We start from the raw sequence: 21,622 nt of genomic DNA, 5'->3' as shown, positions 1-21,622 counted from the left end.
TGGTGATTTCTCCAATTGATTTTCCGGTGTAGCGGTTTCCGACGTCTCGGAAAACCAAGTAGTTCTCTCAAAGTTACCTCTATTAACGACACCAAATTCAGAAGCTTTAGAAAAAAGTTTAAAAAAATAACATTGCGAGATTTAGCTAATAAAATTGAAGAAAAGTAAGAAAAAGTGCTCAAGTTTCCACAAATCGAGCCGAGAGGGCTAAATTGTATAGAAAATCAGCAAAAGGAAACAATTAAAGGTAAGTTCGCAGACGATAGACGTGAAGATTAGAAAAGAAAAAGCCCCTTTTCCTTTGAGAGAACTGGGGCTAGGTTGGTCGCCAGAGCCTATGTGGAGATCAAGAGAAATGAACACATTTCCGGCATACCGAGTGCAACTTTACATTGAAAATGATTGGCAGGTGAGAGATGAGAGAGCCGCTCATTCTATTGTAAAGCTGCTTGCCAAAAGCCTGCATTCCCATCCACGTCTGAATGTATTGAGTACAGGCTAAGTAAACTACTGCAATAGTGACATTGCAGAGTTTGGCAACTGTTTCGCTTGAGCAAGAATCGATGTACCTGCTTGTTGCAAAATTTGTGCTTTGGTCATTTGCGTGGTTTCTTTCGCAAAATCTGTATCTTTAATTCGGCTGTTCGATGCGTCAACGTTTTCTTGGATGTTTGCCAAGTTGTTGATGCTGTGACTCAGACGGTTTTGCTTCGCACCTAAGTCTGCACGTTGCGAGTCTACGTATTTCAGTGCCGAATCCAGCACAGAAATCGCGTTTTGAGAACCTTGTACCGTGGTCATATCAATATCTTGTACTGACGTTCTGATAGGTTCATCACTCAGGCCAAGCTCAGATGCTAATCCACCAGAAATAGAAATCTCACCCTGAACGTTTGGATGCGCGACAAAAACTTGCAACTTGCCATCTTCACTTACAGACGCATTAATCATATCAGACTGACCATTAATGTAAGTGGCAAGCTCTTCGATGTCGTCGCCCGCTTTGGCATTAATGTTGATTTCTAGATCATCAACATTGCCGTCTTCGTCTTCACCCATACCTGGTAGCGTGATCTTCAAGTCAGATTTAGCTGGGTCAACGCTCCAGTTTTTATCTTTACCATTTTCAGATAAGAAGGTCACACCGCCCATGCGAGTATCGTCCGCACGAATGCTGGTGAGTCCCATGATCATGGCTTCACCTGAGCTCGCACCAATCTGGAATGCTGCTTCACCGAATGAGCCGTTCAATAGACGACGACCACCAAATGAAGTGGTTTCTGCAATACGGTTTAGCTCGTCAATCAATGCCATTGACTCTTCGTTGATCGCCTGACGCTCAGCTGGAGAGTTAGTACCGTTCGATGATTGAATCGCAAGGTCACGCATTCGTTGCATGACAGAGGTTGCCTCATTCATCGCACCTTCAGCGGTTTGTGCAATCGAGATACCATCGTTCGCGTTACGCATTGCGACATCTAGGCCACGAGACTGTGCAGTTAAGCGGTTAGAGATCTGTAGACCTGCCGCATCATCTTTTGCACTGTTAATCTTATGTCCTGAAGATAAGCGCTCCATCGACGTGTTTAATTCATCAGTCGCTTTGTTTAGGTAACGCTGCGCGGTCATCGCGGAGACGTTAGTACTAACTGTTACAGCCATTTTGCTCTCCTGTTGAGTTCGCAAGCTTTTGCGAAGCGGCCAGCTTTACTCTCATTTGGATAAGCACTGACCGTAAAAGTTACTTGCTAAATCTGCCTTAAACGCAGGGTTTAGAATCTCTAAATCTGTTCTGATATTTTCAATACAATTTGTGTGCCAACTTGCGTAAATTATTTAACTACTTTTAAAAGAATCAAATAAACAATAAGTTAGCTTTATCATTAAGCTATTTCCGGTTTGTCAGACTCATCTTAGCCCAAGGGTATTGAACGCTGCCCTGTTGCCGCCCGACTTGCCTCCCGCATCATTGCCGCTTTGGGTAAAATCGTGCCGCATGACATCTCAGACTCTCAGGTTACGTCGACTTATCGCGCTTAAGGCTTTGCACATAAGGCATCAAAATCAGACAATGTGTATGAGTGTCATACTAGATGTAGTTAAACAACGTTAGATCTTTGGTCTTACCGAATGCTTGTTGCGATGCCTGTAACGCTCGCGAGTTTTCACTGAACTCGATCACGGCTTTAGAGTAATCCAAGTCCTCAAAGTTGCTCTTCGCTTTTGCGAGAGACAAATTAAAGTCTTCATGATTTTGCTCTTGGATATCCAGCGTACTCAATCGAGCACCGGCATCTGTACGCGCTTTATTCAAATGGATAAAAGCAGCGTGGAATTCTTCTGTCATTTGGTGCAATTTAGCAGTCGCCGACGTATCCGAAACCGATTTGTCTGACCATGCCATTGCATCCTTGAAGGTATCGAAAATGCTGAACTCTGCCCGCTTTTCGATCTCAATGCTGTCACCAGGCGTAATTTGGCCTTTTACGTGCACTTTCAGGCCTTTGTATTCAATCCCTTTCTCTGGTGAAAACTCATCGGCATCCACTACTTTGCCGTTACGCTCTAATTGGTAACCAAATTTGCCGTTATTCATATCGACAAATGTCACGCGATACGCCGCATCATCCTTAGCGTCAACGTTAGTAGCTTTGTTTAGCAACAGCTCAGAGCCGTTTTGTAGATCGTAATTCGGCTGATAGTCGCCAAATGGGTTTGGTATCTCCATAAACAGCTTGCTGCCGGGATCGTTCATTGGCATCTCAAGCATGCTGGAGACTTTCATTTTGCGCTGATAATCGTCCCCAGCGTATTGCACGCTACCATCTTTATCGCGATAAAATGGTTGGCTTTTTGGCTTAGTGCCAGCAAACACGTAGTTACCAGATTCATCTTGCGAGTTCACCAAGTTAAGGAAGTTGTTCGCAATCTCCTCTAGCTCACGCTTCTTTGCTTGTCGGTCTTCAGCAGAAAAGGCACCGTTAATCATCTCCATCGTTAAGCGCTTCGACTCGTCGGCAAAATTCTCCGCATTGGCGATATTAACTTCGTGGTTTTCTAGACGATTACGCACCAACACTATCGAGCTAAGATATTGTTGTAGCTGTTCTTGTTGCTGACTAATGTTTTGGATGTAATGCGCAGCGAGGGGGTCGTCACTAGGTTTCAGTAACTTTTTCCCTGAAGCAAGTTGCTCTTGGTTGTGGTGAACCTTATTCTCTTGACGACGCAGATCATTTTGTACGGACTGATAGTTATGGAAACTAGAAATTCGGGTTAGCACTTATCTCTTCTCCTTACCTCAGTTGTAAAATGGTATTGAAGGTATCATTCGCCGCTTGCATCACACGTGATGAAGCCATGTACGCTTGTTGAAACTTCATCATGTTGGCCGCTTCTTCATCGAGGTTAACACCAGAAATAGAAGCAACGCGCTCTTGCGCCGCTTCATGCTCTAAACGAGCGACGGAGGCTAAACGGTTTGCTGTAGAAGACTTCAGTCCAACTTCGGTATTGAGGTTATGATAAACATCGATCAAGGTACTGGATTTTCCATCCATCATCTTGTCTGTTTGGATCTTCTGCATTTTTCTCAAGTTGCCGTTACCACCTTCAGAAGGCACCAAGTTTGCGGTGAATTTATCATTCATCAGTGCGCCTTCGCTCAACTCAAACACGGTTGCATCGCCGTTTTTATACAGCGGATGGCTTTTCGGCACTGAGATTTCAATCATCGGGTTATCTTTATCTAACGGATATGAGTATTTGTCCGATAGTAAATTACCCTTGTTATCCGTGATCTTTAACCACGGCTTATCATGCTTCTCGTCGGCTGGTTGTACGGTAACCTCAAACTCTTTAACATCCCCCGCCTCACGAATTTTAAACTTGGCGTTACCTTGGGCAAAAGTGGTTGAGGCTTCATAACTTTGTGCGGCAATAGCTTTTGCGTCATTGGTTTCCATCTTTATGATGGCTGCACCACTTCTCGTTGGGCGTAGCAATACGCGCTCACCGGCGGCAAGGCCTTCACCAATTTGCACTTTCATACCATCCAGAACAAACGACGAATCCGAACGGTCGATGTTCAACGACATTTGCTCACCTTTCGGTGTTGTCACGCTGTATTGGTCGCCATCATAACGCAGCGAATATTCACCACCTTTGATCGCGGAAATGTCCTCGATGTAAACCGCAACATCAGCTTGGGAGTCAGGCGCAGCAAAAACTCGAGATTTTGCCACCAGCTCAGAGTTCACGTCGGTAAATACGTCTTTACCTATCTTACCGTTGAGATCCAGACCTTGAGATTGCAGCTGATTAATTTTGTAGGAAAAGCCCGTCGCTAAACGGCCCATTTCATCTTGCAGTTGTGGGATGTGTTTGTCGCGCATTTCAAGTAAAGCGCCGATTTTGCCATCCATATCATCAGACTTGATCGCTTTAATGCCATTCCCTTCCACCATTGCTAATCGTCTTTGATGAACATCCGGATAGCCATCGATCATTTTGAGCTGGCTTGCTTCCGTGCCAGAAACAAGAGTGTGTCCATTGCCGATATGAACATTAAACCCTTCCGCATTTTTGCGTGGGGTTACGGTAACTTTGGTGTACTCTGACAGCTCAGTAACCAGCTTTTCATGCTGATCCATCAGGTCATTATGTGGACCGGGGGTACGCATCATCAGTCGATGAATATCTCGAATTTCCAACGCAAGTTGGTTAACGCGCTCAATGCCCATATCCAATTTTTTATTGGTGACATCAGATTGCAGTCGAACGGTTTCGTGGAAATCATTTAATGTATCAGAGAAGATTTTCGCCTTTTCCAATACCACTTTTCGTGCCCCTAAATCGTTCGGGGTATCTGCCATGGTTTTTACCGCATCGAACCACTCATTCAGGTTCTCAGGAATTTTCTTCGATGCCACTGAACTCAACATGCTAGAGAGCATATCAAGATTGTCTTGGGTATCCGTTTTGTTGGCATTGTTGGTCGACGACAGGTTCAGTTCATTCACGGCAAACTGATCCCACGAGCGGCGAACATTTTCCACATGCACACCCATGCCGTAGGTAGAACCACCAAACATGCGCGGATCATTCGTGCCTTGGATAACAGACTGACGGCTATAACCCTCTGTATTAACATTAGAAATGTTATGACCAGTGGTGTTTAATTGTCTCTGAGCAGTAAGCACACTTTGAGTACCTACATTCAGAAGATCTGACGCCATACGTGCCCCCAAAAACGAAATATAAATCGGCAAAACCGATCACCTAGACACGTTAAAAGCAAAAGATGTGCCAAGTGATAGAAAGGCGTAGATATTCAGATAAAGTGAAGGCTTGCACTATGGCAAGCCTTCGAGAACGTCATAAATTGGCGCAGAGACATTACATACTTTCGATTTTATCCTTCACCTGCAGGACTTTATCTGCGTAGTTCGGATCGGTCGCGTAACCCGCACTGTGGATACCGCGAATAAACGACTCTGAATTCCCGCGTTGCTGCAATGCTGTCTCGTAACGTGGGTTGTCATTCAAAAATCGTACAAAGTCATTAAAGCTGTCTTCGTAACTTGAGTAGGAGCGAAACGCCGCCGTCTCTTTCACTGGCGTGTTATCGTGGAACTCTAAAGTTTGCGTCGTCACTTTGTCACCCTGCCAGCTTCGATCTGCTTTGATATTAAATAAGTTGTTGCTGCTGCCACGCGCGTTCTTCACGACCTTTTGTCCCCACCCCGTTTCCAAAGCGGCTTGCGCAAGTAGCAAAGATGGCTCGACACCTAGGGCTTTCGCAGCTTTCTCCGCGTATGGCTTCATCGAGTTAACAAAGGATTCTGGTGAATCGAATCGAGTGGGTTCATTGCTTGGTCGAGATAGTTGACCAGATTCAATCAAGCGCTGTTCAATCTCGCGCGCTTTTTTCGGGTCAACACGACGATATTCCGCAGCATTGTTTGCCGCATCACGCATAGCCGTTTCTTTTTTGTCGTTCCCTTGCCCAGCCGTTAATTGCTTAACAATCATATCGGCCAGTCCCATTGAACCAGACGAACTCAATTCACTCGCCATCTGTTCATCCAACATTTGTCGGTAGAACTTCTCGTTTTGGCTGTTCATCATGTTGGACTCAAAGCCCTCATTGGCTTCACGCATGGATTTCAACATCATGGAGGTGAAGATCGATTCGAACTGACGAGCAGCCGCATGCAATGCTTCTTGCTCGCCATCTTTTCCCTCTTTCACTGCTTTTTGACGCAGAGTGTCCAGAGAACTGATGTCATGGATAAAACCAATGTCGTTAGGATTGTTCATTATACCTACCTCCTAACCATTAAATGATGATCAACTGGCCTTCAATGGCACCAGCTTGCTTCAATGCTTGTAAAATTGCCATCAAGTCCGAAGGCGCAGCCCCGACTTGGTTCACGGCACGGACCAAATCATCCAACGTTAAGCCTGGTTCGAACTTAAACATTTTTCCTTGCTCTTCGCTGACTTCGATATCCGAGTCTGGTACGACTACGGTTTGCCCACCAGAAAAGCCGTTAGGTTGGCTAACATTCAGGTTTTCTTTGATCGCAACCGTCATGCCGCCATGCGTTACTGCTGCTGGTTTAAGACGTACATGCTTACCAACTACAATAGTGCCCGTTCGTGAGTTAACGATGATTTTGGCTGCACCATCTGCCGGGTCGAATTCTAGGTTTTCGATTGCCGATAAGAACGCAACACGCTGACTGACGTCACGAGGAGCACGCACGCGCACTGATGTCGCGTCAACAGCGCTCGCCATTTGTGGGCCAAGGAAGTTGTTTACAGCATCCGCCATACGTTGAGCCGTTGTGAAGTCTGACTCAAGCAAGTTGAACGTGATGTAATCACCACGACCAAATGGGTTTGGAATTTCTCGCTCTACTGTCGCACCACTAGAGATAAGACCAACGGTTGGATTGTTACCTACGATTTTAGAACCGTCAGCGCCTTCAGCACTGAAGCCGCTCACCACTAAGTTACCTTGAGCAACCGCGTAAACTTGGCCGTCGAGACCTTTGAGGAACGTTTGTAGTAGCGTACCACCACGCAAACTTTTAGCACTTCCGATGGAAGAGACAGTCACGTCCACTTGCTGACCCGGTTTAGAGAAAGGCGGCAACTCTGCCGTAACCATGACTGCGGCAACGTTTTTAATTTTTGGCTTTGTGCCCGGCGGCATCTGAATGCCGAAGTTTTGCAGCATGGCGGCGAAACTTTGCTCTGTAAACGGGTTCGCTTCACCCGTACCAGGTAAGCCTGAAACCAAACCATAACCCACGAGTTGGTTGCTTCGTACACCTGCCACTTGCGCGACGTCTTTGATACGTGCGGCTTGGGCTACGGTAGAAAACAGAGCAACGCTCATCAGTACTAAAAGGAGTTTTTTCATGCTTACTTATCTCTTGCAGTCAAATTGCCGTCAGAACGGCGTGTTATAGCGCTACATTAAAGAATCGTGCCAAGAAGCCTGGCTCTTGCATATCTTGTTGAAAACCAGTCCCTGAGTATTGAATTCTTGCGTTAGAAACACGATTTGATGCAATGGTGTTGTCGAAATTAATATCATCCGGACGAATAGTGCCACTTAAACGTATGTACTCATCACCTGTATTTAGCGTCATCCACTTCTCACCGCGGATCACGAGGTTCCCGTTTGCCAGTACTTCAATCACCTCAACAGTGATGTAACCACTGATGCTGTTGCTCTGCTTTGCAGAAGAGTCACCTGCAAATGAGTTGGAATTGTTTAAGTCATAAGAGAAATTATATTTTCCGCCAATTTGCAGCTCTTCTCCGCCCACTTGAAGCGGGTTCATTTGCGCTTCATTGGTTTTCGATAAATCGGCATTTGCGCTTTTCGTCGCACTGGTTGTCTCATCCAGTGTTACGGTAATAATGTCGCCAATACCACGTGGTTTAGAATCGTCATAGAGATCGGTAATGTGCTCGGCGCTAAACAACGAACCTGTTGCAGCAGCATAATGCTCAGGTTTGTTTTTCGGATGAATTGGAGCCCAAGCAGGGTCGCCAGCAACCGGATCGCTTCTACCACGTAAAGTATCTACAATACCGCTGCTCTCTTCTTTCGATTTATCGCCTTCTACTGCGTCGACCACAGTGGTTGCTTGTGTCACTTCATCCGTTTCAATCGGTTCCAACATGGCACAGCCCGACATCGTAGCAATCAAAGCGAGTAGGCAAATACGTTTCATCGTGAGCTCCTCAAATCTTGCTCTTAATCGTTACAATTGCTGGTTAACGAAGCTCATCATTTTATCGACTGACGAGATCACTTTTGAGTTCATTTCGTAAACGCGCTGGGCTTCGATCATGTTGACCAACTCTTCCGTTACATTCACGTTGGACGCTTCCAGCATGGATTGACGAATTTCACCCAAACCGTCCAAACCAGGAACACCCTCTTGTGGATCGCCACTGGCACCCGTTGGTAAGTAAAGGTTCTGACCAATTGGCTCTAGGCCGCCCGGGTTAACAAAATCTGTAATGGTTAGCTGACCAACGACTTGGTTGTCTTGCTGACCTCGGACGCGAACCGACACTTCACCATCCGTACCGACAGTAATAGAAATCGCATCTTCTGGAATCACAATTTCAGGCTCTACAGGGTAGCCAGAACCCGACGTGACTAACGTGCCTTCACCATTTAGCGTGAACTGACCGTTACGGGTATAACCGATGTTGCCGTCCGGCAATGTCACTTGGAAAAAACCGTCGCCTTCCACCATCATGTCCAGTGCGTTGGTCGTTGTCTGTGCATTGCCGTGCGTGTGCACTTTTTGCGTCGCAACCACTTTAGAACCCGCACCTAACATCAAACCACTTGGCAGTTCCGTGTTCTGAGATGACTGGCCGCCAGGTTGGTTGATGTTCTGATAGAACAAATCTTCGAATACTGCACGGCTCTTTTTGTAGCCGACAGTAGAAGCGTTCGCCAAGTTGTTCGAAATCGTGGCAATGTTGGTTTGTTGGGCGTCTAGACCTGTTTTACTTACCCATAGTGCTGGATGCATAGTGAACCTCTAACTCTGTTAACTCATACGAAGCAGTGAATCTGAAGATTTATCCATTTCTTCAGCTGTGCTCATCATCTTGACTTGCATTTCAAACTGACGTTGTAAGTCAATCAATGCGGTCATTTCACCTACGGCATTCACGTTACTGCCTTCTATCGCTCCCGTCTGGAGACTAACAGTCGCGTCTGCTTCGTAAGGTTGGTTTGGAGTTTTATGGCGAAATAAGCCATTGGTGTCTTTAAACAAGCTTTGATCATTAGGCTTAACGAGCTTAATGCGATCAACCGCTTGGAATTCTTCTGCCGGGGCACCTTGAGGAAGTACAGAGATGGTGCCATCCCGACCGATTTCAATTTTGGAGAGAGGGATAGGCAAAGTAATCGGCGCGTCGTTTTCACCCAGCACCAAATGACCACTTGCGTTGGTAAGCATGCCATTTTGATCGACTTTTAGGTTGCCGTTACGGGTCAACCCTTCTTTCCCTGTATGATCGAGTACCGATATCCAACCGCTGCCTTCAATCGTCACATCCAGATCACGCCCTGTTGTAATCACGCTACCTTGAGCAAAGTTATGCCCTGGACGCTCTGTCATGCTGAATACACGTGAAGGATGGCCTTCACCATAAGCCTGCATTGAGCGAGCCTGTGCTAAATCAGCCCGAAATCCGGTCGTGCTTACGTTAGCCAAGTTATTAGCGCGCAATTGTAGTGCCTGCATATTTTGCTTGGCGCCACTCATTGCGAGAAACAGTGCGCGATCCATAAATTACTCCAAAAAATCTCTCTGTACACGGAGTAAAAAGCAATAGTTATGCCAAAACAAAAATAGACTTATCAATCAATACTTTGAATTAAAAATCAACAATGAAAAGAGGTCAATAGAGGCAGAAAACTGTAACGAGAGGCAAGGTTTTGATCCATACGGCGGCAACAGCGGCAAATCGTAGATCAAAGCATGCTTAGCCTGAGTGAGGTGTATTCAGGCTAAGCATCAGATGAATGTCATGATGAAAATGAACAAAGCGGTAATTACTAAGAAGCAATCACACGCCATTGCTTACTCAAGCAGAGTATCGAATGACCCAGCTAGTGCTCTAGCGGATCTGTAAGATATTCTGTTGTAGTTGGTTGTGTACTTCTAGCGAACGTGAGTTTGCTTGGAAGTTACGCTGAGCAGAGATCAGGTCCACCAACTCCTGCGTCATATCAATGTTTGACTGTTCCAGCATACCGTTATTGATGGTGCCGAAAGAGCCTTTATTTGATTCACCCCAGATCTTGTCACCCGAGAACTGCGTTGAATCCCATTGAGTGCCGCCTTTCTTATCCAGACCTTGCTCGTTTGGAACACGTACGAGAGCAACACGACCCAATGTAACGTTTTCACCGTTTGAGTAAGTTCCCAATACGCTGCCGTTTTCATCGAAGTCAACTTTGGTTAGGAAGCCCGTTGTTGCACCGTCTTCGTCAAACTTAGTCAGTTCGAACGGAGCCGCAAACTGTGTTGCTGAGCCTAAGCCGAAGTTAAGCGTCTGCGCAGGATCGGCACCATTCATATCGACTGGTGTCGTGTTCGTCGCCGGATCGCCTAATGCCACAGACGTAATTGGCTGACCATTGTTCAAGCTCGCCAACGTACCATCGTTGTTGAACTTCATGGTATGACCCACATGGCCTGTTGGCGTTTGTGCATCACCTGCCGCAACATTTAAAGGCTTTTCACCTTCTTTATCTGTCACGGTGTAGTAAGTGTTCCACGTGTTTGGCTGAGTCTGATCTTTCAAGTAGTACGTCGTTAGCTTGTAAGACTGACCCATCGAGTCATAAATAGTCGAAGAAGTTGAACGGTTGTATGTATCTGGGTCTGAAAAATCAAACTGAGTCGGATCTTTCAAATCGCCGTTAGCTGGCAAGTTCACGCCCACTTCAATGTTTGCTGTTTGCTTTGGCTTACCAAATTCAGCAGGAATATTGATAGGTTGTGGCTCGTATGAAGAAACCTCACCAGAGCTTGGGTCCACTTGGTAACCTAATAAGAACTCGTCGTTCGCGGTCACCATGTAGTTTTCTTTATTTAAGTGAAATGCACCATTACGTGTCAGTTCATTCTGTTGTGGAGTTAGACGCTCTTTCGCTACAGCGAAAAAACCTGTCCCCGAAACACGCAAATCCATTGGGTTGTTGGTGTAAATGCTAGAGCCTTCATGGAACTGCTGTGCCACTTGGCTTGCTTGCGCACCACCACCCGGTGTGGTTTTTGCGTTAGTAAATAAAGAGTTAGAGTAGACATCAGCAAACTCAGCACGGGACTCTTTAAAGCCGTAAGTGTTGGCGTTCGCAATGTTGTTACTGGTGGTGTTCAAATCCAGTTGGGCGGCGGACAAACCGCTTAAAGATACATATGACATTCCAAAATCTCCTAATCTAGCGAGCTATGACTACGCTTTGCCGACTTCCAATACTTCTGCAAGTCGAACTGGCGACTCAAAACCAGCCAGATTGAGTAATACGTTTCCGTCACCTTTGCCAAGCAATACGCTGTTTACGTTGGCATACGTCGATACTGGGAACTCTTGCGACTCCCCTTCAACTAAGCCAGACGCTTTCACTTTGTATTTGCCAGCTGGCAGTGGATTTCCGCTTTCATCTTTACCGTCCCAAAGCACACGCGTGTCGCCGGCTGGTTTCGCCCCTACCTCAAAGGTACGAACCAGTTGGCCAGCTTCATCCTCTACACGAACAAACAGATTATCGATAGATTGTGAAAGCTTAACCATTGCCGCCATTGGTGCGTCGTCCTGCTTCACACCTGCTGCTCCTGGGACCAATACGTCACGCCCTACCAAAGAGGAAGCTTGTAACGCTTGATTTGATGTCATTGACGAATTCAAACTCTCAAACTGAGTGTTCATCTTGCCAATGCCATCAACGGTCGCAAATGAAGCCATTTGCGCAATCATCTGGTCATTACTCACCGGCTTAAAAGGGTCTTGCTGAGACAGTTGCTTCGTGAGCAATGATAAGAAGTCTTCCTGTTTTAGATCCTGCTTACCCGTGCTCTCTTCCGCTTTCTTGTTACTCTCTTGTAGACTTTTAAGCTGGTCGATATAGGACAAGCCGCTTTGACCAACGTTGTTAATTCCGGCCATACGCTACCCCCTTATCCTTATTGACCCATCTGCAGCGTACGCAGCAGCATTTGTTTACTAGAATCAGCGACCTGTACATTAGTTTGGTATGCACGAGAAGCTGAAATCATGTTTGCCATTTCTTCCATTACATTGACGTTAGGCTTGTAAATGTAGCCTTCTTCGTTTGCAAGGGGATGATCTGGGTTGTACTCCGCACTCAGCGGTTTATCACTTTCTACAATACCCATCACTTTCACTGGCACCGTATCACCGCCACGCATGGCGTTACTTAACTCTGCACCAAACACTGCATGACGCGCTTTGTAAGTGTCTTTCGCAGAGCTGCTGACACTGTCGGCGTTCGCCAAGTTGCTTGAGGTAGTATTCAGACGAACGGATTCAGCGCTCATTGCGGAACCTGTCACATTGAAAACGTTAAATAAGCTCATCTAAATTATTCCCCTTTGATTGCTTTGGTTAAGTTCTTGAATTTGCTGCCTAGAAAGTCGAGTGATGCTTGGTGTCTGATTTGGTTTTGCATAAACAAGTTACGCTCTAAATCCAAGTCTACCGTGTTGCCATCTCCCGTATCTGGTTGCGTAGGAAGACGATATAACTTGTCCCCAACCAACGTTGTAGTGGCAGGAATATGCCGACCATCTGTGCGACTAAGACCAATGCTTGCCCCAGATGTTGCCGCTTGCAATTCCTTCGCAAAGTCTAAACCTCTTGCTTTGTAACCAGGCGTGTTTGCTTGTGCGATATTGGTGGAAATCACCTCTGCATTGCGTTCACGTACGCCCACCGTGTGCTGGTGGATGCCTAGTGCATTGTCAAAAGATATAGCCATGTTTGCCTCTACAATTAAGAACTGACCGTGATTGATAACCAAAAAGCAATTAGCATGCCAAAACCTAAAGCATTACACCAACCTAGTGGTTACCGTGAATTGAAATAGCAATAAGTGAGCCAAAGTAACTGGAATGTCATGTCGTATCACTTTGTCACTTAATAAAGATACACCGTGTTGAGGGCACAAGGCAAAAACGCGCTTCAACTAATTGAGTGATACATGAGGCGCTCGGCGCAGAAAGGTAACAAACAAAAAAAGCCTGACACGAAGTCAGGCTTTTCTATCAATGAAGAGATACCGCTATTTAAGCTTGTAAATGATGCCCGGATTACAGCGCACCATTTCAAATTTATCAGTCAGACCAGTTAGCGACTCTGATGCCCCTAACAGCAAGTAGCCACCAGGGTTTAAACTGCTCGCCATTTGGTTAAGCACTTTAGATTTCATTTCTGGAGAAAAGTAAATCAATACGTTACGACAGAAAATGATGTCGAACTTACCCATCAGTGCGTAACTGTCCATCAAGTTTTGTGGACGAAAGTTCACCAAACGCTTGACGTTATCTTTGACTTTCATGCGACCACCGTCCGCATTTTCAAAGAAGGTGCGACGACGTTCTGGTGAAAGCCCGCGACCCAAAGCCAAGTTGTCGTACACCCCTGCACGACACATCTCGAGCATACTTGCCGAAATATCTGTGGCTGTAATGGACACGTTTGGTAACAAGCCCGGCTTGCGCTGTTGCGTTTCCAGGATCGTCATTGCAATAGAATACGGTTCTTGGCCCGATGAACTGGCAGCAGACCAGATCTTAATTGGGCGCTTACTTGCCGCTACTTCTGGCAATAATTTGTCAGCTAAAACCGTGAACGGATAAGTATCTCGAAACCACAAGGTTTCGTTAGTCGTCATCGCATCCACAGCGGCGACTCGTAATTCTCGATTACGCCCTGTAACAACATCACGTAGCAAATCTGATAACGATGCGAGCTTAAACTTCGTCACTAAAGGACTCAGTCGGCTACGCACGAGGTATTGCTTGCTATCACCTAACACGATGCCACATTGCGATTCTAGAAAACGGCTAAAGTCACGATACTCTTGATCACTGATTGTAATAGCAGTCATTAATGTCTCTTTTATTGTGTTAATGCAGATTTAACCGCGTTACCCAACTCATCTGGGTTAAATTTCGCAATGAAGGTGTTGGCACCTACACGCTCAACCATAGCTTGGTTGAATACACCACTTAATGAAGAATGGAGGATAACATAAAGGTCTTTCAAATCTGCATGTCTGCGAATTTCAGCCGTTAAGGTATAGCCGTCCATTTCTGGCATTTCAATATCGGAAATAACCAACGAAATTTGATCGTAGATATTGCCTTCTTGAGCCATTTCAATCAACTTATTGTACGCTTCTTTGCCGTCTTTGACAGATACGACCTCAAAACCGATGGATGTAATCGCACGCTCTACCTGTTTACGCGCGACCGTCGAGTCATCAGCAATCAGTATGCGGCGTACAATAGGCTTTTCTTGTTCTGCTTGTGCGATTTCTTCGCCAATAGCGGAATCCATCGTTTCATCAACTGGCGCAATTTCTGCCAGGATTTTTTCAACGTCAAGGATTTCAACCAGCTCATTGTCAATGTTTGTCACGGCAGTCAAGTAGTGCGCTTTACCTGCGCCGTCTGGCGGTGGCAAAATCGCTTCCCAATGCATATTGATAATACGCTCAACCGATGATACCAAAAATGCTTGGATCGTACGGTTAAATTCTGCAATAACAACAAAACATTTATCTAAATCAGTGGTTGGGCGGCCACCAATTGCCAGGCTCAAATCAATAACGGACACGGTATGGCCGCGGATATGAGCGATACCTTTAACCAGAGGGTGTAGATTTGGCATTGAAGTCAGCTTAGGGCACTGTAGTACTTCTTTCACTTTGAATACGTTAATGCCGTAGCGCTGTCGGCCCATCAGTCGAAAGGTCAATAATTCCAATCGGTTCTGACCGACGAGTTGCGTACGCTGATTCACCGAGTCAAGAATCCCCGTCATATGCTCATCTCCATCTCAAACTTTTTGTTTTTAAATGATACTCTACCACTGGCAAGCACGATACCAGGGAGACAGTATGGCGTATTTCACTTTCACTTCGACACCATTGACTATGACAATATGTAGAGCGCTAATTACAAAGTACGCTAAGTCTATCGGCATTTTGCTCAGTATGTTTAGCTTTTTTGTTCATTCAGCTTCAGATAATCAGATCGAGCAAATAAAAACAGCAGCAGAACAACATATTCTTGCTACGGTTGATCAGCCTGATGGTGGCGAGCTATCTGTTAATGCGGCAGAGATCGACTCGAGAATAAAAGCAACGGATTGCCCTGTTCCGTTAGATACATCTGCCTCTTCCACCAGCAGCACGAGAAGTAACATCAATGTGTTAGTGGAATGCCAACCGGATGACTGGAAAGTCTATGTCCCTGTGAGGATCTCGGTATCAGTACCAATGATCGTCGCGACACGAACACTAGGGAGAGGAGAAATCGTCAGCGCATCGGATGTTACCACTTCCATGATCGAGCTACAGCGCTTTCGTAAAGATGGATTTTCTAGCTACGATCAAGTGGTTGGGGCAAAGCTAAAGCGTAATGTTCGCTTAGGCGATGTCGTAGAGAGAAATGATGTTTGTGTGGTATGCCGAAATGAAAAGGTCATTATCAAAGCGGTGAATTCTGGCATGACGATCACAACGCAAGGCACAGCATTGCAGGATGGTTCAGCTGGCGATCAAGTAAGAGTGAAAAATGATAAGTCACAACGTATAATAGAAGGCATAGTGACTGACATTGCGGAAATCACTGTTAATTTTTAATACCCACTGGTAGCGTGTTTAAACTGATCAATAAAAATGCAAAAAATGACTAAAGTTATTTTTGCGCTGGTCGATAGTCTGGATACCAGTATTACGATACAAGGCAAAGGTTAAACATGGCAAGTATAGATAATATACGTTCAGGGCAAATGATGACGACAACAAGTCGCGCACCTGCACGTAACGATTCCAATGCTACCAGCACGACAGAATCAAAAAAAGCGCCAGCGCAACAAGACGCAGTATCACTCAGCCAGCAAAGTAAAGCCGTCAGTAAACTCCAGAAGGATATGGCAGCTTCTCCGGCATATGACAGCGCCAAAGTTGCAGCAATCAAAGAAGCTATCACTAACGGTTCATACAAAGTCGATCCTGAAAAATTGGCTGACAACATGATTAAGTTTGAAAACGAATTGCAAGGCAAAAGCTAACTGACTTAGGCCGAAGGTAAGTATTTTATGGCAGCATTAGTCGATCTCGTTAATTTCCAGCTAGAAAATGCTAAGGCACTTTCCGCTGTTTTACGCCAAGAAACACAAGCAATCACGGCGCGTGTCTCTACCGAGATTGAGAATATTGCCAAACAGAAGATGACACTCATTGATCAGCTTAGAACGACTGATCAGCGAATCGCCTCTCACCCGCACGTCAATCAACTTACTGAAGATGAGCACCTAAGTCAGGTTGTTGCTCAAATCCAATCGATCGTCCTCGACTGTCAACAAGTCAACAAAGTAAATGGTGAATCGCTTAGTCGCGCACAGCTGAGTTTCAATAAACTCAATAACATGCTTCAGCGAACTCATGGCAAAGTGGGCATGACCTACAATGCCGGTGGCAAAACCCATACTATTTCGACACTTGGCACCAATATAAAAGCCTAAACGTCACTCCTGCCCCACCATCTCTAGAATGTAGATATAAAAAAGCGACTCATTGTTGCCAATCAGCCGCGGGAAAGATTATCTGGTCTTCTGAAGTAATGCGCTTAGGGCATTAGAACAAGGTTTGTTGACGCTTCTCAGGCACCTGTTGAACTTCTCCGTAATCACGTAGCTTATCCATTTTACGGATATCCAGACGCAGCTCAGTCACATAACTGTCTTCAACAAGATAACTACGCACAACTTCTGCACCACGAATTACACCATCGACGGCACCAGTGGTGCTTTCAATACCCAAACGTTGGTCTTGCAGCTCTGCACGTCCACTAACACGCATGCCATAAACTTGCTCTGCTAGCTCACGATAAGCATCAATTTTTGATGCACGCATCGCTCGTACACGCTTTTCTTCTACTGTGCGGCCTGTTTGCTCACTGACACTGGCGTAACCCACTGCCACTAAGATTTCATCTTGACGCATCTGTTGTAATGGCTGACACCCCACCAATATCAGTGTGGCAACAATAAATAATAACTTCTTCATGCTTCTATCCTATGGACGCAGAATCACAGTGTACGGCTGACGAATGGTTGGGTCTGAGCGAATCAACACACCATCTTGTGTGCGGATGCTATTTAACGTATCTAAGTCACGCCCAATACGGTCAGCCGGAAGGAAACCTTGCGCTGTCGCTACAACTACACGGCTTTGCATGCCAACCACGCGTGCATTGACAAGCACTCCGCCCTCTTGGCGCAGCATTGTTCCGGTCAGTACATACTGAATTTGCTGCTCTTGAGCTAAATCTTGCCAATCACGACTTAAAGCAAAATCGCCCTGCTGCGTCACTTGAATAGAGCCCGTAGTTTTGAAATCAACCACTTTAAACCCTCGGCGCTGAAACTGATGGATAAAACCTTCAGAGACCGAGTTACCTAACCAGTTTGTTGCATCCATATTTTGTAGATCAACAAACGAGGTAATCGCAATCGGTGTCCGCGCTGATACTGCCACATTAGAAACCATCAGGTCTTCTGTCATGCTCTCAATGAAAAAGTCCATCGTATGACGCGGACTATCCATCAGCATGAACTGGCTTCCCGAGTACGGTTCTTTACCATTGTAAATCGGTGAGTACGCGCACGATGTCAGAAGCGTCATCATCGATGCGGCGACAAGCCACTTTTTCATGGTTTGATTCTCCAGATAATCTTAGGTGATACCGTTCTTTATTAATTCCTTTCCAAGAAAGTGAATATTGGAACAGTCTTTGCTTTTCTTTGTTTGCCTAACGAAGAAAAACCCACCAAACTTCACTGAATTTGTTAAAGCAATATTTATACCCGAACGGTTGTAACCAATGAAAAAAATATTAAACAGTCTGTTTTCAATCACTTTAGTGATGCTTGTGCCTTTTAAGGTCATGGCATCTTGGTATGAAGTCACAGGCGTTGCCACCATCGTTTCTTCAGAAGAGACGGCAAGGCTCCATGCGTTGGAAGACGCGCTGTTCAAAGCCGTCAATTTTTCGGGCGCAGATATTGGCAGTATTAGCAACTTGATGCCGCTATTAGAAGAAAGCCGCAACGAATACCAGTTTACCAATCATGAAGTCCGTTACATTTTGGTCGAGTCTGAACGCAAACGTCGCGGTAAAGTCGAGGTAAAAATCCGCGTTGATATTTATCCATCGGCAACGGGTTGCCACACCGATCAATACAAAAAGACAATGCTGGTCGGCAATATTGAGGTCGCATCACCACAACAAGCAGTGATGGGACAAATTTATCAAGTTGGTGACGATTTTAGCCACGTAGTGAACCGTCAACTTGATCAAACCTCACGCAGCTTTGTGTCTGTTGGTACAACGGACTACTCAATAAGCAGCAACTATCCTGCTCGCACTCAAATGATCGCACAAGACAATGGCGCACAATACATCATTGGAGGGGTCATAACCGATCTCACTGCAACGGTCGAATCTCAACTATTGCAAGATGACATCATCAATCGTCAGTTTGCGTTAGAAATGAAAGTATTTGATGGTAAAACTGGCCATGAAATCTTCAACAAAGCCTACCGTGAGGTCGCGCGTTGGCCATTTGCTAAGACGAGTCAAGTGGACACTCGTAGTGCACGTTTTTGGGCATCGACCTATGGCGAGATGATGCTTCGCGTTAGTCGCAATATTATGTTGGATCTGGAGTCGGAGCTATCTTGCAAAATTACACTGCCAGAGGTTGTGGCAGTCTTCGGTAATACCGTAACGATGGATCTCGGCCGTATGCACGGCGTAAAAGAGGGAGACAAATTACAGCTTTGGCACACCGCGTCGTTTATCGACCAAAATGGATTGCCAAGAAACAAAGTCTCGCAAAGCGAAATTACATTAACGGTATCACGCATATACGAACACGAAGCGGAACTGACGATTGATCAGCCAAATTTAGCGTCTAGCGTTCAAATTGGCGACGTAATGAACAAGATCCTATAAAAGCAAACATTAAGTCTTGAGATATGCTCACTTTTGAATATCATAGGCAGCGCATCTTATTTGATTATACCAATGACCGTAGCGAATCGTTCAACGTGATGCTGATACAGATCTGGTAGATTGCTAGATTTGAACTCAGTAAAACAGTGCAATGAACTGCAACTATTGGTATTACGCCCCCATGGCACAGCTGGATAGCGCAGTCCCCTCCTAAGGGACAGGTCGTAGGTTCGAATCCTACTGGGGGCGCCATATCATAGCCTTAGCTCCCACTTGAGCTAAGGCTTTTTTGTATCTTCAATTTCAAGCCTCGCACTGCTCCCCCTAGTACATCGTGTTAGATAATCTTCCCAGTAATCAATATGATCGGATCGGGTGTTTCGGTTACGGGATAAACCCTTCTACTGATCTGACTTCTTCCCCTTGAAATCATTTCAACAAGCCCTATTTACAGTTTTGTATTTTATTACTTTAATTATCTATGAGTTTTGCTTACCCTTTTAGCTATTAATAAAATTATTAGTTAGCACTATGTCTAAGAGCAATTTAATAACTAACACTGGACACCGCTTTATTTCTAAAGGCAAGACAGCCTTTAAGATACATATCCATACCCCCGAGGATACGGTACTACACCGCTCGGTAGGATTTGTTCGTATTGGAGAAAAGAAAGGCTTACAAAAAGCCATTAAGCTGAGAAACGAGTTAGGCCGGCAAATGTGGGGCAAATTCTGGCGACGTCTTTTGAAAGACCCTTACCTAATGACTAGGCTTCCACATAGCGTTGAGCCTAAAATCGTTCACAAGCCTAACCCTACTCTTGAAAACCCTGACAACCGAGATACGTGTTACATCGCCAAGTGGCGAGAGTTCAATGATGACGGTGAGTATAAATATAAAACGGTGGTTCGCTCTATTAGTAAGTACGGCAAACTTGCCGCCTACATGCAAACCAAAAAAGCGTTGTTAGAAGCACATAAAGATAACTTGGAGATCCTGACATTTATGGGGCGTTTAAACAGCATTGATCTTAAGTAATACCTGGCCACTTTGAACATTTCAGTCAGTTTTTTGAAGAGAAATAAAAAGCCCCAAAGAGCGAACTCTTTGGGGCTTTCAGCTTCAGTCTTCTATACTACGGTCGAATAGGAGCTTATTGCTGAACTTGGTATTCAAATTCTGGAACAACGACTTCTACGCGACGGTTTTGTTGACGACCTTCACGAGTGTCGTTTGAAGCGATTGGGTTGTTTTCACCTTCGCCACGAGCTTGGATACGTGATGAATCAATACCTTTTTCAACGAGTGCGTTAGCAACAGACTCAGCACGTTTTTCAGAAACTTTTAGGTTGTAAGCTGCTGGACCAGACGTATCTGTGTAACCTACAACTTCAACGTTCGCTTGTGGGTGCTCGTTTAGGAAAGCAACTAGGTTATCAAGTTTTGCAGCGCTCTCTGGTTTTAGAGTTGTGCTGTTTAGATCGAAGCTACCTGTACCAATTGTTTGAGTTTCGAATGTTTTCGTAACTACAACTGGCTCTTCTACCACTTCTTCTACAACCACTTCTTCTACAACAACTGGCTCTTCTACGATTACTGGCTCATCGTTGCCGCCGAATTTGAAAGAAACACCTAGTGTTGCAGTGTTACCTGTCGCACGAGTTACATCGTTGCTGATGTCAGTCAGTGTTTGGTATTCCGCACGAGCTGTTACGTTTTGGCTTAGGTTGAATTCAAGACCAGCCGCGCCTAGGTAAGAGTAATCATCTTTGCCATCAAACATTACGTAAGCGCCACCCACTTTACCGTAAAGTGCGATGTCTTCAGTGATTGGTAGGCTAAATTTAGGAGCAAGAGTGATTGCTTCTACGTGGCCACCGAAAGAAGTTTGGTTAAAATCACCGATGTTGTCGAAACCCGCTTCTACTGCGAAGTATTTATTCATTTCGTAACCAACAAAAGCGCCAAGAGTAGAATCGTCTTTGTCACAAGCCTGGCCCGCTACACACGCGTCTTCCATCCATGACTTACCCATCTTACCACCAACGTATACTTCTGCTTGTGCTGCTGAAGCCATAAGTAGAGACGCTGAAATTACCGCTGCTAATTTTTTCATTATTGATTCCTCTAAAGAAGTTCTTTTGTTAGATGCCGAAATGCGCCGTCTGACTGACGTTGTATTTCAATTCTTTTTATTCATTCCTTGAGTGAGATACTTAGTCAGCTTCTTTTTATGCACATGCATTTTTTTTATGGAAGCAACTTACGTACATTTCCTGTTCAGAGATACA

General features: G+C 45.3%; 22 protein-coding genes and 1 tRNA gene. 6 read left to right on the top strand and 17 right to left on the bottom strand.

What is annotated here, in order from left to right:
- Positions 1–507: 507 nt before the first annotated feature.
- The 14 genes from R7Z41_RS21430 to R7Z41_RS21365 form a co-directional block, all read right to left on the bottom strand.
- Positions 508–1,662: a flagellin gene (locus R7Z41_RS21430; protein ID WP_005382038.1), complete on the bottom strand. Its 1,155-nt coding sequence runs from the start codon at positions 1,660–1,662 to the stop codon at positions 508–510.
- Between the two features lie 427 nt (positions 1,663–2,089).
- The gene (gene flgL, locus R7Z41_RS21425; protein ID WP_005382037.1) at positions 2,090–3,283 is read right to left on the bottom strand and encodes a flagellar hook-associated protein FlgL; all 1,194 of its coding nucleotides are present in this window, start codon (positions 3,281–3,283) and stop codon (positions 2,090–2,092) included.
- Between the two features lie 13 nt (positions 3,284–3,296).
- Complete coding sequence (gene flgK / locus R7Z41_RS21420; RefSeq protein ID WP_065274248.1) at positions 3,297–5,237, bottom strand: flagellar hook-associated protein FlgK; 1,941 nt, start codon at positions 5,235–5,237, stop codon at positions 3,297–3,299.
- A gap of 160 nt (positions 5,238–5,397) precedes the next feature.
- Positions 5,398–6,324 carry a flagellar assembly peptidoglycan hydrolase FlgJ gene (flgJ, locus tag R7Z41_RS21415; protein ID WP_031779079.1) on the bottom strand — a complete coding sequence of 309 codons (927 nt, stop codon included), beginning with the start codon at positions 6,322–6,324 and terminating at the stop codon, positions 5,398–5,400.
- A gap of 16 nt (positions 6,325–6,340) precedes the next feature.
- Entirely contained in the window at positions 6,341–7,432 is a 1,092-nt protein-coding gene (locus tag R7Z41_RS21410; RefSeq protein ID WP_005393118.1) for a flagellar basal body P-ring protein FlgI, read from the bottom strand.
- Between the two features lie 43 nt (positions 7,433–7,475).
- A complete protein-coding gene (flgH, locus tag R7Z41_RS21405; protein WP_206971051.1) occupies positions 7,476–8,255 on the bottom strand; it encodes a flagellar basal body L-ring protein FlgH in 780 nt (259 codons plus the stop codon).
- Positions 8,256–8,285: 30 nt separating this feature from the next.
- Complete coding sequence (gene flgG / locus R7Z41_RS21400; protein ID WP_005382032.1) at positions 8,286–9,074, bottom strand: flagellar basal-body rod protein FlgG; 789 nt, start codon at positions 9,072–9,074, stop codon at positions 8,286–8,288.
- Positions 9,075–9,092: 18 nt separating this feature from the next.
- A complete protein-coding gene (gene flgF / locus R7Z41_RS21395; RefSeq protein WP_005382031.1) occupies positions 9,093–9,842 on the bottom strand; it encodes a flagellar basal-body rod protein FlgF in 750 nt (249 codons plus the stop codon).
- A 331-nt stretch (positions 9,843–10,173) separates the two neighbouring features.
- Complete coding sequence (gene flgE, locus R7Z41_RS21390) at positions 10,174–11,487, bottom strand: flagellar hook protein FlgE (RefSeq protein ID WP_005382030.1); 1,314 nt, start codon at positions 11,485–11,487, stop codon at positions 10,174–10,176.
- Positions 11,488–11,517: 30 nt separating this feature from the next.
- Entirely contained in the window at positions 11,518–12,228 is a 711-nt protein-coding gene (flgD, locus tag R7Z41_RS21385) for a flagellar hook assembly protein FlgD (protein ID WP_005382029.1), read from the bottom strand.
- A gap of 17 nt (positions 12,229–12,245) precedes the next feature.
- Positions 12,246–12,659 carry a flagellar basal body rod protein FlgC gene (gene flgC / locus R7Z41_RS21380; protein ID WP_005393132.1) on the bottom strand — a complete coding sequence of 138 codons (414 nt, stop codon included), beginning with the start codon at positions 12,657–12,659 and terminating at the stop codon, positions 12,246–12,248.
- 5 nt (positions 12,660–12,664) lie between these two features.
- A complete protein-coding gene (gene flgB, locus R7Z41_RS21375) occupies positions 12,665–13,060 on the bottom strand; it encodes a flagellar basal body rod protein FlgB (protein WP_005382026.1) in 396 nt (131 codons plus the stop codon).
- 303 nt (positions 13,061–13,363) lie between these two features.
- A complete protein-coding gene (locus tag R7Z41_RS21370; RefSeq protein ID WP_005382024.1) occupies positions 13,364–14,191 on the bottom strand; it encodes a CheR family methyltransferase in 828 nt (275 codons plus the stop codon).
- Between the two features lie 11 nt (positions 14,192–14,202).
- A complete protein-coding gene (locus R7Z41_RS21365) occupies positions 14,203–15,129 on the bottom strand; it encodes a chemotaxis protein CheV (protein WP_005382022.1) in 927 nt (308 codons plus the stop codon).
- 76 nt (positions 15,130–15,205) lie between these two features.
- Between R7Z41_RS21365 and flgA the strand changes: the two genes are divergently transcribed.
- The 3 genes from flgA to R7Z41_RS21350 all read left to right on the top strand — a co-directional run bounded on the left by flgA (position 15,206) and on the right by R7Z41_RS21350 (position 16,836).
- Entirely contained in the window at positions 15,206–15,952 is a 747-nt protein-coding gene (gene flgA / locus R7Z41_RS21360; protein WP_005382020.1) for a flagellar basal body P-ring formation chaperone FlgA, read from the top strand.
- A 116-nt stretch (positions 15,953–16,068) separates the two neighbouring features.
- Positions 16,069–16,383 carry a flagellar biosynthesis anti-sigma factor FlgM gene (flgM, locus tag R7Z41_RS21355; RefSeq protein ID WP_167415057.1) on the top strand — a complete coding sequence of 105 codons (315 nt, stop codon included), beginning with the start codon at positions 16,069–16,071 and terminating at the stop codon, positions 16,381–16,383.
- 27 nt (positions 16,384–16,410) lie between these two features.
- On the top strand, positions 16,411–16,836 hold the full coding sequence (locus R7Z41_RS21350; protein ID WP_012842057.1) for a flagella synthesis protein FlgN: 426 nt from the start codon (positions 16,411–16,413) through the stop codon (positions 16,834–16,836).
- 112 nt (positions 16,837–16,948) lie between these two features.
- Here the strand turns inward: R7Z41_RS21350 and flgP are convergent, their stop codons facing one another.
- Positions 16,949–17,380, bottom strand: coding sequence for a flagellar assembly lipoprotein FlgP (flgP, locus tag R7Z41_RS21345; RefSeq protein ID WP_005382014.1), 432 nt, complete (start codon positions 17,378–17,380; stop codon positions 16,949–16,951).
- A 9-nt stretch (positions 17,381–17,389) separates the two neighbouring features.
- Positions 17,390–18,028, bottom strand: coding sequence for a FlgO family outer membrane protein (locus R7Z41_RS21340; RefSeq protein WP_005382013.1), 639 nt, complete (start codon positions 18,026–18,028; stop codon positions 17,390–17,392).
- 169 nt (positions 18,029–18,197) lie between these two features.
- Between R7Z41_RS21340 and R7Z41_RS21335 the strand changes: the two genes are divergently transcribed.
- The 3 genes from R7Z41_RS21335 to R7Z41_RS21325 all read left to right on the top strand — a co-directional run bounded on the left by R7Z41_RS21335 (position 18,198) and on the right by R7Z41_RS21325 (position 20,369).
- Entirely contained in the window at positions 18,198–19,331 is a 1,134-nt protein-coding gene (locus tag R7Z41_RS21335) for a flagellar assembly protein FlgT (RefSeq protein ID WP_005382012.1), read from the top strand.
- 175 nt (positions 19,332–19,506) lie between these two features.
- Positions 19,507–19,583, top strand: a tRNA-Arg gene (locus R7Z41_RS21330).
- Positions 19,584–19,862: 279 nt separating this feature from the next.
- Positions 19,863–20,369, top strand: coding sequence for a hypothetical protein (locus tag R7Z41_RS21325; protein WP_005382011.1), 507 nt, complete (start codon positions 19,863–19,865; stop codon positions 20,367–20,369).
- A 115-nt stretch (positions 20,370–20,484) separates the two neighbouring features.
- On the opposite strand, the gene R7Z41_RS21320 is transcribed toward R7Z41_RS21325, so the two are convergent.
- On the bottom strand, positions 20,485–21,447 hold the full coding sequence (locus tag R7Z41_RS21320; RefSeq protein ID WP_005382010.1) for an OmpA family protein: 963 nt from the start codon (positions 21,445–21,447) through the stop codon (positions 20,485–20,487).
- Positions 21,448–21,622 lie beyond the last annotated feature (175 nt).

The sequence above is a fragment of the Vibrio sp. 1457 genome (assembly GCF_033340195.1).
Lineage (GTDB): Bacteria > Pseudomonadota > Gammaproteobacteria > Enterobacterales > Vibrionaceae > Vibrio > Vibrio alginolyticus.
This window is presented reverse-complemented; position numbering and strand designations above follow the sequence as displayed.

Coding starts and splice junctions, on each gene's coding strand:
- R7Z41_RS21430 (WP_005382038.1), bottom strand. CDS start 1,662: ATGGCTGTAACAGTTAGTACTAACGTCTCCGCGATGACCGCGCAGCGT.
- flgK (WP_065274248.1), bottom strand. CDS start 5,237: ATGGCGTCAGATCTTCTGAATGTAGGTACTCAAAGTGTGCTTACTGCT.
- R7Z41_RS21410 (WP_005393118.1), bottom strand. CDS start 7,432: ATGAAAAAACTCCTTTTAGTACTGATGAGCGTTGCTCTGTTTTCTACC.
- flgH (WP_206971051.1), bottom strand. CDS start 8,255: ATGAAACGTATTTGCCTACTCGCTTTGATTGCTACGATGTCGGGCTGT.
- flgG (WP_005382032.1), bottom strand. CDS start 9,074: ATGCATCCAGCACTATGGGTAAGTAAAACAGGTCTAGACGCCCAACAA.
- flgF (WP_005382031.1), bottom strand. CDS start 9,842: ATGGATCGCGCACTGTTTCTCGCAATGAGTGGCGCCAAGCAAAATATG.
- flgE (WP_005382030.1), bottom strand. CDS start 11,487: ATGTCATATGTATCTTTAAGCGGTTTGTCCGCCGCCCAACTGGATTTG.
- flgD (WP_005382029.1), bottom strand. CDS start 12,228: ATGGCCGGAATTAACAACGTTGGTCAAAGCGGCTTGTCCTATATCGAC.
- flgC (WP_005393132.1), bottom strand. CDS start 12,659: ATGAGCTTATTTAACGTTTTCAATGTGACAGGTTCCGCAATGAGCGCT.
- flgB (WP_005382026.1), bottom strand. CDS start 13,060: ATGGCTATATCTTTTGACAATGCACTAGGCATCCACCAGCACACGGTG.
- R7Z41_RS21370 (WP_005382024.1), bottom strand. CDS start 14,191: ATGACTGCTATTACAATCAGTGATCAAGAGTATCGTGACTTTAGCCGT.
- R7Z41_RS21365 (WP_005382022.1), bottom strand. CDS start 15,129: ATGACGGGGATTCTTGACTCGGTGAATCAGCGTACGCAACTCGTCGGT.
- flgA (WP_005382020.1), top strand. CDS start 15,206: ATGGCGTATTTCACTTTCACTTCGACACCATTGACTATGACAATATGT.
- flgM (WP_167415057.1), top strand. CDS start 16,069: ATGGCAAGTATAGATAATATACGTTCAGGGCAAATGATGACGACAACA.
- R7Z41_RS21350 (WP_012842057.1), top strand. CDS start 16,411: ATGGCAGCATTAGTCGATCTCGTTAATTTCCAGCTAGAAAATGCTAAG.
- flgP (WP_005382014.1), bottom strand. CDS start 17,380: ATGAAGAAGTTATTATTTATTGTTGCCACACTGATATTGGTGGGGTGT.
- R7Z41_RS21340 (WP_005382013.1), bottom strand. CDS start 18,028: ATGAAAAAGTGGCTTGTCGCCGCATCGATGATGACGCTTCTGACATCG.
- R7Z41_RS21335 (WP_005382012.1), top strand. CDS start 18,198: ATGAAAAAAATATTAAACAGTCTGTTTTCAATCACTTTAGTGATGCTT.
- R7Z41_RS21325 (WP_005382011.1), top strand. CDS start 19,863: ATGTCTAAGAGCAATTTAATAACTAACACTGGACACCGCTTTATTTCT.
- R7Z41_RS21320 (WP_005382010.1), bottom strand. CDS start 21,447: ATGAAAAAATTAGCAGCGGTAATTTCAGCGTCTCTACTTATGGCTTCA.